The sequence below is a fragment of the Rathayibacter sp. AY1B6 genome, assembly GCF_002932755.1.
GTDB lineage: Bacteria > Actinomycetota > Actinomycetes > Actinomycetales > Microbacteriaceae > Rathayibacter.
On record NZ_PSWL01000023.1, the window covers coordinates 19420 to 31567 of the forward strand.

The following is a 12148-nucleotide window of genomic DNA, read 5'->3' on the forward strand; positions in this document are numbered from 1 at the left end:
GACCACCATCATGCAGGCCGGTCGGATGCCCCAGCAGGACGAGAAGTCCGCTCTCGAGCAGTACGGCGTCAACCTTACCGCCATCGCGGCGAGCGGCAAGCTCGACCCGGTGATCGGGAGGGACGCCGAGATCCGGCGCGTCAGCCAGGTGCTCACGCGCCGCACCAAGAATAACCCCGTCCTCATCGGAGAGCCCGGCGTCGGCAAGACCGCCGTCGTCGAGGGGCTCGCCCAGCGGATCGTCGCGGGCGACGTCGCCGAGAGCCTCAAGGGCAAGCAGCTCGTCAGCCTCGACCTCTCGGCCCTGATCGCCGGAGCGAAGTACCGCGGCGAGTTCGAGGAGCGGCTGAAGGCCGTGCTCCAGGAGATCGAGGAGTCCGACGGCCGGATCATCACCTTCATCGACGAGCTGCACACGCTGATGGGCGCGGGCGGCGGGGAGGGGTCGGTGGCGGCCGCGAACATGCTCAAGCCCATGCTGGCCCGCGGCGAGCTGCGGATGATCGGCGCGACGACGCTCGACGAGTACCGCCAGTACATCGAGAAGGACGCCGCTCTCGAGCGCCGCTTCCAGCAGGTCTTCGTCGGCGAGCCGACCGTCGAGGACACCGTGGCGATCCTCCGCGGGCTGAAGGAGCGCTACGAGGCGCACCACAAGGTGGCGATCGCCGACTCCGCCCTGGTCGCCGCCGCATCGCTCTCGAACCGCTACATCACCTCCCGTCAGCTGCCGGACAAGGCGATCGACCTGATCGACGAGGCCGCGTCACGGCTGCGCATGGAGATCGACTCCGCCCCGGTCGAGATCGACGAGCTGCGACGCTCGGTCGACCGGCTGAGGCTCGAGGAGCTGGCGCTGAAGAAGGAGAAGGACGAGGCCTCGAAGGCGCGTCTGGAGAAGCTGCGCGAGGACCTGGCCCGCCGCGGCACCCAGCTCGAGGAGCTGCAGGAGCGCTGGGAGCGCGAGCGCGCCTCCCTCAACCGCGTCGGCGAGCTCAAGAACCGCCTCGACGCCCTGCGGATCGCCGCCGAGCGGGCGCAGCGCGAGGGGAAGCTCGAGCGCGCGTCGAAGCTGCTCTACGGCGACATCCCCGTGATCGAGCGCGAGCTCGCGGCCGCCGAGGCGGAGGAGGAGCCGGCCGAGGGCCGCATGGTCAACGAGCAGGTGACGGCCGACGACATCGCCGCGGTGATCGCCGCCTGGACCGGCATCCCCGTCGGGCGCCTCCTGCAGGGCGAGACCGAGAAGCTGCTGCACCTCGAGACCGAGCTGCACCGCCGGCTGATCGGCCAGGACGAGGCGGTGTCGGCCGTCGCGGACGCGGTGCGCCGCACCCGCGCGGGCATCTCCGACCCCGACCGGCCGACCGGCTCCTTCCTCTTCCTCGGGCCGACCGGCGTCGGCAAGACCGAGCTGGCGAAGGCGCTCGCCGACCACCTCTTCGACGACGAGAAGGCGATGGTCCGCATCGACATGTCGGAGTACGGCGAGAAGTTCGCCGTCTCGCGGCTGGTCGGCGCCCCTCCCGGCTACATCGGCTACGAGCAGGGCGGCCAGCTCACGGAGGCGGTCCGCCGCCGCCCGTACTCGGTGGTGCTCCTCGACGAGATCGAGAAGGCGCACCCCGAGGTGTTCGACGTCCTGCTGCAGGTGCTCGACGACGGCCGCCTCACCGACGGCCAGGGGCGGACGGTCGACTTCCGCAACACGATCCTCATCCTCACCTCCAATCTGGGGTCGCAGTTCCTCGTGGACCCGGCGCTGTCGCGGCCGCAGAAGGAGGAGGCGGTCCAGCAGATGGTGCGCCAGGCCTTCAAGCCCGAGTTCGTGAACCGGCTCGACGACATCGTGATCTTCGACGCGCTCGACCGCACGGAGCTCGGCGAGATCGTGTCGCTGTACGTCGACCGGCTGTCGAGGAGGCTCTCGGAGCGACGGCTCGACCTGGCAGTGACGCCCGCGGCCCGCGGATGGCTGGCCGAGCGCGGCTACGACCCGCAGTACGGGGCGCGGCCGCTGCGCCGGCTGATGCAGCGGGCGATCGACGACCAGCTGGCGACGGCGCTGCTCGGCGGCGCGGTGCGCGACGGGGACGTGGTGCTGGTGGACGTGGCGCCGGACGGCGAGAGCCTGTCGGTGACGGCGGGGATGCCCGCGTCGGGCTGACCAGGGCGCCCGGCGCCTGACTTCTGCGCTCTCGCAGGGGCGACCGCGGGGGCGGCGACGGGACGTCCCTCCACAGGGCACACGAGTGCGGCGGTCATCCACAGTCGCGGGATCCACGGTCCGCGCGTCCAGCGGGCTCCGTAGCGTCGGCGGCATGTCCTTCGAAACGCCCGGCCCCCGGATGGCCGACCTCCCTCCCGAGGAGCGGCCGAGGGAGCGCCTCCGCGCCCACGGACCGGAGGCGCTCACCGACGCCGAGACCCTCGCCGTGCTCATCGGGGCCGGCGTCCGCGGCGCGAACGCGACCGTCGTCGCGCAGCGCCTCCTCGCGCGCTTCGGGGGCATCGACGCCGTCGCCCGGGCCGGGGTGGCCGATCTGATGCGGCACCGCGGAGTCGGCGAGGTCGCCGCCTGCCGCCTGGTCGCCTCCTTCGAGCTGCGGCGGAGGATGAACCGCGCCGCGCGCGCCGCCCGCGTGACCGACGCCGCCGGCCTGGCCGGGCTCGTCGCTCCGCTGCTGGCCGCCCGGCCGCTCGAGACCGTGCTGGCGGTGGCGCTCGCCGAGTCCGGAGCCGTCCGCGACGTCCTGACGCTGGCCGACGGAGCTCCGGCGCACGCCGAGATCCCCGTCGCCGCCGTGCTCGCCGAGGTGCTCGCGAGGGGCGCTGCGGGAATCGGCCTGGCGCACAGCCACGCGGGCGAGGCCGCGGTGCTCCCCTCCGACCGAGCGGCGACGCGGGCGATCGCCGACGGGGCCGAGGCGTGCGGCCTGCGGTTCCTCGCGCACGTCGTGATCGGACGCGACGGGTGGGCGGAGGCGCTGCCGTGACGCGGCGCAGGGCCGCTCCGGGGCCGCTCCGGTCCGACACGACGCCTCCCGGCCGGCCGCCGGACCGCCCCCGGTGGCGCCCGGCGCCCCGCCCGTGGAGCGTCGGCGCGCGTTCGTGCAAGCCCCCCGCCTCTCCGGCGCCCGAGGCCGGTCGCGGGCGTACCGTGGACGCCGACCCCACCCCCCTCCCGACCAGGAGCACCCATGCGAGCAACACTCATCCACGGCGAGCGCGACATCCGACTCGAGGAGGTCCCCGACCCGCAGCTCTCGACGGGGCGCGACGCGATCGTCCGCGTCACCGCCGCCTGCGTCTGCGGCTCCGACCTGTGGCCCTACCGCGGCGTCACTCCGACCGAGGAGGCGCACCGCATCGGCCACGAGTTCGTCGGCGTCGTCGAGCAGATCGGCGACGACGTGCACGACGTCGCGGTCGGCGACTTCGTGATCGCGCCGTTCTACGTCTGCGACGGCACCTGCGCGAACTGCGCCAACGGCGTCTCCACCTCGTGCCTCACCGGCGGCTGGTGGGGCGCCGAGGTCCGCGAGGAGGGCTTCGCGGACGGCGCCCAGGGCGAGAAGGTGCGCGTCCCCCTCGCCGACGGCACGCTCTTCCGCGTGGGCATCGACCCGGACCCGGCGCTCATCCCCAGCCTGCTCACCCTCGCCGACGTGATGGGGACCGGCCACCACGCCGCGGTCTCGGCCGGCGTCACCGCGGGCTCGACCGTCGCGGTCGTCGGCGACGGCGCGGTCGGCCTCTGCGCCGTCCTGGCGGCCAAGCGCCTCGGCGCGACCACGATCATCGCGATGTCGCGGCACGAGTCGCGGCAGAACCTCGCCCGCCGCTTCGGCGCGACCCACATCGTCGAGACCCGCGGAGACGAGGGCGTCGCGCGCGTCCGCGAGCTGACCGGCGGGATCGGCGCCGACTGCGTGCTCGAGTGCGTCGGCACGAAGGAGTCGATGCAGCAGGCCCTCGACTCCGCCCGCCCCGGCGGCATGGTCGGCTACGTCGGCGTCCCCAACGGAGGCCCCGAGCTGCCCGTCCGCCAGATGTTCGGCTCGAACGTGGGCGTGAACGGCGGAGTCGCGCCGGTCCGCGGCTACATGGCCGAGCTGCTCCCCGACGTGCTCAGCGGTGCGATCGAGCCCGGTCTGGTCTTCGACCTCGAGCTGCCCCTCGAGGAGATCGCCGAGGCGTACGCCGCCATGGACGAGCGCCGCGCGATCAAGACCCTCGTGCGTCCGTAGTCCCGCCGAGGGGCGCCGGCACGGCCGCGAGGAGTAGCCTCCCGCGCATGACCGCGTCAGCCCGCACCGCCGCGACGGCGCCCCTCTTCCACCCCGACCTCGCGCTCGGCCGCTTCCTCCCGCCGATCGTCCTCGGCCCGCGACTGCTGCGCCTCGCCACGCGACGCGCGGCCGAGGGAGGCGAGGCCCCGCCCGACATGGTGGTCGACGACCTGGAGATCCCCGTCGCCGGAGCCCCTCCCGTCCGGGCCCGCAGCTACCGGCCGCGCATCCTCCGCGGCACCGCTCCCGCGCTCCTCTGGGTGCACGGCGGCGGCATGGTGCTCGGGAGCCACCTCCAGGACGAGGCGTCCTGCATCGACTTCGCCCGCACCCTGGGCATCACGGTCGTCTCCGTCGACTACCGCCTCGCGCCCGCGCATCCCGCACCGGCGGGCGTCGAGGACGTGCTGGCCGTGTTCGACCGGCTCGTCGAGCACGCGGAGGAGCGCGGCGTCGATCCGGCGCGCATCGCCGTCGGAGGCGCGAGCGCGGGCGGCGGGATCGCCGCGGGTGCGACCCTCCTCGCCCACGACCGCGGAGGAGTGCAGCCCGCGTTCCAGCTGCTCGTCTACCCGATGCTCGACGACCGCACCGTCACCCGGCCGGGTCCTACTCCGCGCGGTGTCCGCGTCTGGACCCCGGGCAGCAACCGCTTCGGCTGGACCGCCTACCTCGGCGGTGAGCCCGGCGCTCCCGGCGTCCCGGCGTACGCCGCCCCCGCCCGCCGCGACGACCTCACGGGCCTCCCGCCGGCCTGGATCGGCGTCGGCAGCCTCGACCTCTTCCACGACGAGGACGTCCGCTACGCCGAGCGCCTGCGCGCGGCCGGAGTGCCGTGCGGGCTCGAGATCGTGGAGGGCGCCTTCCACGGCTTCGACGCCCTGTTCCGCCGCACCGGCGTGGCGAGGCGCTTCTGGGCGGCGCAGGCCGCGGCGCTCGGCGGGGCGCTCCTCGCCTGACCCCCGCCTCGACGCCCCGCCTCGACGCGCCGCGCCGATTCCGTCTCCGGCGCTCGGCACTGCGAGGCTGAGGGGCGGCGGCCGCCGCCGTCCGCGCGCCACCTGCGCCGCACGTGCGCCGGACCCGTCTCCGCCCCGCCGACCCGCCCGTCTCCAGGAGGACCCATGGACATCGACCGCCTCGCCACCCGCTACGAGATCGCCCTGCCCGCCTGGATCGGGGACGCCCTCCGCGACGTCCCCGAGGTCCTCCCGAGTCTCGAGGACCGGATGGCCCTCGTGCACGCGCTCGCCGACCGCAACTTCCGGGAGGGGAACGGCGGCCCGTTCGCGGCGATCGTCGTCGAGCGCGACTCCGGTCGTCTCGTCTCGGTCGGAGTGAACGTCGTCCTCGGCAGCGGAGTCTCGTCCGGCCACGCCGAGGTCACGGCGCTCGGGCTCGCGCAGACCGCGCTCGGCACCTGGGACCTCGGCGGCGAGGGCCTCCCCGCGCACGACCTGGTCGTCAACTGGCGCCCCTGCGTGCAGTGCTACGGAGCGACGATGTGGTCGGGAGTGCGCCGCCTGGTCGTCGCGGGCTCCGGCCCCGAGCTCGAGGAGATCAGCACCTTCGACGAGGGGCCGATGCGCGAGGACTGGGCCGCCCAGTTCGAGGCCCGCGGCATCGAGGTCGTCGACGGCGTGCTCCGCGACGAGGCCCTCGACGTGTTCCGCGCCTACCGCGCCTCCGTCGACTCCGGCGAGGTGCTCGTCTACAACGCCCGCGCCGACTCCTGACTCAGCAGGGCCCCGTGCGGTCCTGAGCCGCGGGACCGCTGGAGGCGGTCAGCGGCGGCTCAGCGCCACCAGTCGTCGAACACCGACAGCGGCACCTGGCGCTTGTGCTCGGTCGCGGCGTACCGCGCCTCGATCGCCTCGGCGACGGCCCGGTCGACCTCGCCGCCCTCGAGGTAGGTGTCGAGGTCGGCGTAGGTGAGCCCGAGGTTCGTCTCGTCGGTCTGGCCGGGGCTGTCGTCGAGCAGGTCCGCCGTCGGCGCCTTCTCGTAGAGCCGGGCGGGAGCGTCCAGGTGCTCGAGGAGCGAGCGGCCCTGCCGCTTGGTGAGCCCGGTGAGCGGGAGGACGTCGGCGCCGCCGTCGCCGTACTTCGTGAAGAAGCCGGTGACCGCCTCGGCCGCGTGGTCGGTCCCGACGACGAGCATCCCGGCCTGGCCGGCGATCGCGTACTGCGCGATCATGCGCATCCGCGCCTTCACGTTGCCCTTGACGAAGTCGCTGATCGGCTCGTCGACCGCGTCGCCGAACGCCGCGGCCACGCCGTCGACGCCCTGGTGGATGTCGAAGACGACCTGGCGGTCCGGGCGGATGAACGTGAGGGCGAGCTGGGCGTCCTCCTCGTCGGCCTGCACCTTGTAGGGCAGGCGGACCGCGATGAAGGAGGCGTCGACGCCGCTCGCGCGGACCTGCTCGACCGCGAGCTGGCAGAGGCGCCCGGCGAGGCTCGAGTCCTGGCCGCCGCTGATGCCGAGGACGAGGCCCTTCGCGCCGGTGCTGCGGAGGTAGTCGGCGAGGAAGCCGCTGCGCCGTTCGACCTCGGCGGCCGGATCGACGGCGGGGGAGACGTGGAGCTCGGAGATGATCTGCTGTTGGACGTCGCGCACGGCTCAACGCTACTCCGGATGCTCCCCGGCGGCCCCTCCTCGCCGCGGACGCGCAGGCTCCGGACGTCTCCCCGAAACAGGCGCCGCCCGCGCCCCGTCGCGTCCCGCGTCGCGCCCTGCGTCGACACACCGCCCCGCCTTCCGAGACGCCGCTGCCTCGTCCGCTCGGCGCGGCGCCTACCCGCGCTCGGCGACGATGCGGGCGATGCGCGCCGGGACGGTGTCGTCCTGGAGGCTCGTCACGTCTCCGAGCGGTCGGCCGTCGCGGATGTCGCCGAGCAGCCGCCGCATGATCTTGCCGGAGCGGGTCTTGGGCAGATCCGGCACCACGACCACGTCGCGCGGCTTGGCGATCGGCCCGATCGCGACCGCCACGTGGTCGCGCAGGACCGCCGAGAGCGTCGTGCCGAGCGCGGTCCAGTAGGCCGGGTCCTCCTCGGCGCGGTCGACGGCCTCGTCGGAGGGGATGACGAACGCCGCGATCGCCTGCCCGGTCGTCGCGTCGGCGACTCCGACGACTCCGGCCTCGCCGACGGCCGGATGGGCGACGAGGGCCGACTCGATCTCGATCGTGGACAGGCGGTGCCCGGAGACGTTGATGACGTCGTCGACGCGGCCGAGCACCCAGACGTCGCCGTCGGCGTCGTACTTCGCGCCGTCTCCGGAGAAGAACCACCCCTGGGACGCGTAGCGGGCCCAGTAGGAGTCGCGGTAGCGCTCCGGGTCTCCCCAGACGGTGCGGGCGAGCGCCGGCCCGGTCCGGTCGACCACGAGGTAGCCGCCGGAGCCGTTCGGCACGCGCTCGCCGTGCTCGTCCACCACGAGGACCCCGAGCCCGGGCAGGGCTCCGAGCGACGATCCCGGCTTGAGGGTCGAGACGCCCGGCAGCGGGCACATCACCGCGGCGCCGGTCTCGGACTGCCACCAGGTGTCGACGATCGGGCAGCGCCCACCGCCGATCGCCTCGTGGAACCAGACCCAGGCCTCGGGGTTGATGGACTCGCCGACCGTGCCGAGCAGGCGCAGGCTCGACAGGTCGTACTGCGCGGGCACGCCGTCGGGGAACCAGGTCATCAGCGTGCGGATCAGCGTCGGCGCCGTGTAGTAGACGGTCACCCCGTACCGCTCGATGATCTCGAAGTGCCGGGCCGTGTGCGGGGTGCTCGGGGTGCCCTCGTAGATCACCTGGGTGAGCCCGTTCGAGAGCGGTCCGTAGATCTCGTAGGTGTGCGCGGTGACCCAGGCGAGGTCGGCGGTGCACCAGTGCACGTCGTCCGGCTTCGCGTCGAACACCGCCCAGTGCGTCCACGAGGCCTGCGTGAGGTAGCCGCCGCTGGTGTGCACCAGCCCCTTCGGCTTCCCCGTCGTGCCGGAGGTGTAGATGATGAACAGCGGCGTCTCGGAGTCGAAGGCCTCGGCCTCGTGGACGTCGCTCTGCGCGTCGACCAGCTCGTGCCACCAGACGTCGCGGCCCGGGGTCCAGGGGACGTCGGTCTCACCGGTGCGGCGGACGACGAGGACGTGCTCGATCGAGGCGACGCCCTCGACCGCCCGGTCGGCGCCCGCCTTGACCGGCACCGCCGCTCCGCGCCGGAACTGCCCGTCCGTGGTGACCAGGAGCTTCGCACCGGTGTCCTCCACGCGGAACCGCACCGCCTCGGCCGAGAAGCCGCCGAAGACGAGCGAGTGGATCGCTCCGATCCGCGCGATCGCGAGCGTGATGACGATGGTCTCGGGGATCACCGGCAGGTAGACGACGACGCGGTCGCCCTTGCCGATCCCGAGCGCGGTCAGCGCGTTCGCAGCGCGGGAGACCTCGCGCTGGAGCTCGGCGTAGGTGATCGACCTCCGGTCGCCGCGCTCGCCCTCGAAGTGGAGGGCGGTCTTCCCGCCGCGTCCCGCGTCCACGTGGCGGTCGACGCAGTTGACGGCCACGTTCAGCCGTCCGCCCTCGAACCAGGTCGTGCGCGGCACCGAGAGCGAGCCGTCGGGCAGCGGAGCGGCCGGCTCCCAGCTGTGCGCGGTGTGCCACGGCTCCGCCCACTCGAGGCGGCGGGCCGCCTCCTCCCAGAACGCGACCGGATCGGCGGCGGCGCGCGAGTACTCCTCCGCGCCGGCGTTCGCCTGTGCGGCGAAGTCCGCGGGCGGCGGGAACCGGCGGTGCTCGTCGAGCAGGTTGGCGATCGTCCCGCTCACGCTCCGAGCTCCTTCCCCGGCGCTCACGCCCACTTCCTCACGGCGTAGCGCTGGAACACGCCGACGACGGCGTCGGTGAGCTTGCCGAGCACGGCCAGCAGGACGATCGCCAGGAACACCCGGTCGATCCGGCCGTTGTTCTGGCTGTCGATGAGGCGGAAGCCCAGGCCCATCGAGGAGGCGATGAGCTCGGAGGCGACCAGGAACAGCCACGACTGAGCGAGCGCGAGGCGCAGCCCGGAGATCACGGAGGGGATCACCGCGGGCAGCTGCACCGTCGTGAAGAGCCGGACGCCCGAGAGCCCGAAGGCGCGGCCCGCCTCGACGAGGTGCCGGTCGACGTGGCCCAGCGCGGTGGCCACCGTGGTGAAGACGGGGAAGAACGCGCCGATCGTGATCAGGGTGATCTTCGACTCCTCGCCGATGCCCATCCAGAGCAGCAGCAGCGGGACCCAGGCCAGCGACGGGACCGCGCGGATCGCGCCGAGGGTCGGCCCGAGGACGACCTCCCAGACACGGGAGAGCCCGAAGAGCGCGCCGACCACGAGCCCGAGCGCCGACCCGAGCGCGAACCCGATGAGCACGCGCTGCGTCGAGATGGCGACGTCCTGGCCGAGGTCGCCGCGCTGGGCGAGGTCGACGCCGGCCGCCCAGACCATCGCGGGCGAGGGGAAGACAGCGACCGAGACCATCCCGGTCGTCGTCGCGATCTGCCAGGCGGCGAGCAGCAGAACGGGCAGGACGGCGCCTCCCGCGACGACGAACCACCGCCGCGACGTGAGCGGGCGGGAGCGGTCCTCGCGGAGCCGGCGCTGGGAGGCCGCGACCGACGGGCCCGCCGTCACGAGTCCGGGCGCACCCGGCATCAGCGCGGACAGCGCGCTCCGGCGCAGCACATCGGCGTCGGTCGCGGTGTCGTCGTCGCGGATCGTCATCGTCGGTCTCCTCGGATCGCGGGGGTCGGGGGCGGAGGGCCGGGCCCTCAGGCGCCGATGGCGCTCGGGTCGGCCGCCAAGGCGTAGGTGTCGTCGAGCAGCGAGTCGAGCGCGTCGTCGACCTGCTGCTGCGAGGCGACGTCGCCGTTCTCGACGAAGATCGGGCCGATCACGGCGAGCACGTCGGTCTGCGCGGAGCCGGGGACGTTGTCGACGTCGAGGTTGCTGCGCTCGGTGATGACCGTCGTCGCCACCGCCACGTCGAGGCCGGCGACGGAGGCGAGGATGCTCGCCGTCTCGTCCTGGTTCTCGAGCGCCCAGGCGCGGGCGTGCTCGTACGCGTTCACGACGGTCTGCGCGAGGTCCGGCTTCTCCGCGAGGAAGCTCTCGGTCGCGTTGAGCAGGCCGTAGGAGTTGAAGTCGACGTTGCGGTACAGCAGGGTCGCCCCGGCCGCCTCGGCGCCGGCCATGATCGGGTCCAGGCCCGCCCAGGCGTCGACGGAGCCGTTCTGCAGCGCCGCCCAGCCGTCGGCGTGCTGCAGGTTCTGCACCGTCACGTCGCCGATGCCCAGCCCGGCGGCCTCGAGCGCCTGCACGAGGAAGAAGTAGGGGTCGGTGCCCTTGGTGGCCGCGATCTGCTTGCCCTTCAGCTGCTCGACCGAGGTGATCGCCGAGCCGGCGGGGACGACGAGGGCCGACCACTCCGGCTGCGAGAAGATGTCGATCGTCCTGATCGGCGAGCCGTTCGAGCGGGCGAGCAGCGCGGCGGAGCCGGCGGTCGAGCCGACGTCGATCGCTCCGGCGCGCAGGGCCTCGTTGGCCTTGTTCGAGCCGGCCGACTGCACCCAGGCGACGGTGACCTGCTGATCGGCGAGGGCGGCCTCGAGCCAGCCCTTCTCCTTGATGACCAGGCTCAGCGGGTTGTACGTCGCGAAGTCGAGCGTGAGCGTGCCCCCCTGGGTTCCTCCGGAGGCGGCGTCGGCGGTCGCGGCCGCCGCTCCTCCTCCGCCCTCGCCCTGCACGCAGCCCGCGAGGAGCGGGACGGCGGCGGCGGTGAGCAGACCGGCGAGTGCGGCGCGGCGGGTGAGCGGGGAGCGGGTGAACGACATGGGGGCCTCGGCTTCGGGGATGCGGTGACAGTGAGTGTGGACGCTGCGGGGGAGGGGCGGTGAGGGGAGGTGCTCGTGCGGTGGAGAGCGGGAGGAGGAGGCGGCTGGGGAGGGAGGTCGTGCCGCCCGGACCGTGCCGCCCGGCTGGAGGGACGCGGGTCGATCCGTCCGGGTTCAGTGCCGCTCGATGCCCAGCCCCGCGAGGAGCTCGGCCCGGTGCTCGGCGAGCTCCGCCGAGCCGCGGTCGCGGGGGCGCGCGCCGGGGACGGTGACGATCCGCTGGATGCGCGAGACGCCTCCGGGCTCGTCGCGTCCGAGGAGCACGATGCGGTCGGCCAGCTGGAGGGCCTCGTCGACGTCGTGGGTGACGAGCAGGATCGTCGCCGGAGCCGCCGCGTGCACGTCGAGCAGCAGGTCCTGCATCCGCAGGCGGGTCAGCGCGTCGAGCGCCCCGAAGGGCTCGTCCAGGAGGAGCACGCCGGGGTTCCGGGCGAGAGCGCGGGCGAGGGAGGCGCGCTGGGCCATCCCTCCGGACACCTCGCGGGGCCGCGAGCGGGCGTGCGCGGTGAGGCCGACCAGCGAGAGCAGCTCGTCGACGGCGGCGCGGGCGGCCGGGCGCGGGGTGCCGCGCGGGAGGCCGAGCGCGACGTTGTCGGCGATGCTCCGCCAGGGCAGCAGCCGCGGCTCCTGGAACGCCACCGCGCAGCGCGGGTCGATGCCGGAGACGGGAGCGCCGTCGATGAGGACGGACCCCTCGGAGGCGGTGTCCAGGCCCGCTGCGATGCGCAGCAGCGTCGACTTGCCGCAGCCGCTCGGGCCGAGGATCGCGATGACCTCGCCCGCGGCGGCCTCGAGCGTCACGTCCGTCAGTACCGGGGACCCGGGCGCGAAGGTGCGGCCGACCCCCTCGAAGCGCACGGGGAACGCCGACTGGCCGAGCTCGGCGTCGAAGGCCAGGCTCGTGCGGGCGGCGGGGGTGGCGGGCATGTCTCTCCGGAC

General features: G+C 74.0%; 10 protein-coding genes. 5 read left to right on the forward strand and 5 right to left on the reverse strand.

All coding sequences use genetic code 11. The features are described from left to right. Positions 1-10 precede the first annotated feature (10 nt). From C5D08_RS12535 to C5D08_RS12555, 5 genes are all read left to right on the forward strand, one after another. Positions 11-2167, forward strand: coding sequence for an ATP-dependent Clp protease ATP-binding subunit (locus tag C5D08_RS12535; RefSeq protein ID WP_104277315.1), 2157 nt, complete (start codon positions 11-13; stop codon positions 2165-2167). Positions 2168-2321: 154 nt separating this feature from the next. Continuing rightward, a complete protein-coding gene (locus C5D08_RS12540) occupies positions 2322-2996 on the forward strand; it encodes a RadC family protein (RefSeq protein WP_146086146.1) in 675 nt (224 codons plus the stop codon). Between the two features lie 204 nt (positions 2997-3200). Then, entirely contained in the window at positions 3201-4250 is a 1050-nt protein-coding gene (locus C5D08_RS12545) for a zinc-dependent alcohol dehydrogenase family protein (RefSeq protein WP_104277317.1), read from the forward strand. 47 nt (positions 4251-4297) lie between these two features. Continuing rightward, complete coding sequence (locus tag C5D08_RS12550) at positions 4298-5251, forward strand: alpha/beta hydrolase (protein ID WP_104277318.1); 954 nt, start codon at positions 4298-4300, stop codon at positions 5249-5251. Between the two features lie 165 nt (positions 5252-5416). Beyond that, on the forward strand, positions 5417-6028 hold the full coding sequence (locus tag C5D08_RS12555; RefSeq protein ID WP_181027247.1) for a nucleoside deaminase: 612 nt from the start codon (positions 5417-5419) through the stop codon (positions 6026-6028). Positions 6029-6087: 59 nt separating this feature from the next. Here C5D08_RS12555 and nadE read toward each other — a convergent pair whose 3' ends face one another. The 5 genes from nadE to C5D08_RS12580 all read right to left on the reverse strand — a co-directional run bounded on the left by nadE (position 6088) and on the right by C5D08_RS12580 (position 12136). Then, positions 6088-6909, reverse strand: a complete 822-nt coding sequence (gene nadE, locus C5D08_RS12560) for an ammonia-dependent NAD(+) synthetase (RefSeq protein ID WP_104277319.1) — start codon at positions 6907-6909, stop codon at positions 6088-6090. Between the two features lie 177 nt (positions 6910-7086). Beyond that, positions 7087-9105, reverse strand: coding sequence for an acetate--CoA ligase (acs, locus tag C5D08_RS12565; RefSeq protein WP_104277320.1), 2019 nt, complete (start codon positions 9103-9105; stop codon positions 7087-7089). A gap of 23 nt (positions 9106-9128) precedes the next feature. Beyond that, positions 9129-10040, reverse strand: coding sequence for an ABC transporter permease (locus C5D08_RS12570; RefSeq protein ID WP_258065352.1), 912 nt, complete (start codon positions 10038-10040; stop codon positions 9129-9131). Between the two features lie 47 nt (positions 10041-10087). Then, positions 10088-11149, reverse strand: coding sequence for an aliphatic sulfonate ABC transporter substrate-binding protein (locus C5D08_RS12575; RefSeq protein WP_104277321.1), 1062 nt, complete (start codon positions 11147-11149; stop codon positions 10088-10090). A 174-nt stretch (positions 11150-11323) separates the two neighbouring features. Then, positions 11324-12136, reverse strand: a complete 813-nt coding sequence (locus tag C5D08_RS12580; RefSeq protein ID WP_104222820.1) for an ABC transporter ATP-binding protein — start codon at positions 12134-12136, stop codon at positions 11324-11326. Positions 12137-12148 lie beyond the last annotated feature (12 nt).

What these genes read in the sequence shown, in the direction of transcription:
- C5D08_RS12535 (WP_104277315.1), top strand. Translation starts at nt 11, where the DNA reads ATGCAGGCCGGTCGGATGCCCCAGCAGGACGAGAAGTCCGCTCTCGAG.
- C5D08_RS12540 (WP_146086146.1), top strand. Translation starts at nt 2,322, where the DNA reads ATGTCCTTCGAAACGCCCGGCCCCCGGATGGCCGACCTCCCTCCCGAG.
- C5D08_RS12545 (WP_104277317.1), top strand. Translation starts at nt 3,201, where the DNA reads ATGCGAGCAACACTCATCCACGGCGAGCGCGACATCCGACTCGAGGAG.
- C5D08_RS12550 (WP_104277318.1), top strand. Translation starts at nt 4,298, where the DNA reads ATGACCGCGTCAGCCCGCACCGCCGCGACGGCGCCCCTCTTCCACCCC.
- C5D08_RS12555 (WP_181027247.1), top strand. Translation starts at nt 5,417, where the DNA reads ATGGACATCGACCGCCTCGCCACCCGCTACGAGATCGCCCTGCCCGCC.
- C5D08_RS12570 (WP_258065352.1), bottom strand. Translation starts at nt 10,040, where the DNA reads ATGACGATCCGCGACGACGACACCGCGACCGACGCCGATGTGCTGCGC.
- C5D08_RS12575 (WP_104277321.1), bottom strand. Translation starts at nt 11,149, where the DNA reads ATGTCGTTCACCCGCTCCCCGCTCACCCGCCGCGCCGCACTCGCCGGT.
- C5D08_RS12580 (WP_104222820.1), bottom strand. Translation starts at nt 12,136, where the DNA reads ATGCCCGCCACCCCCGCCGCCCGCACGAGCCTGGCCTTCGACGCCGAG.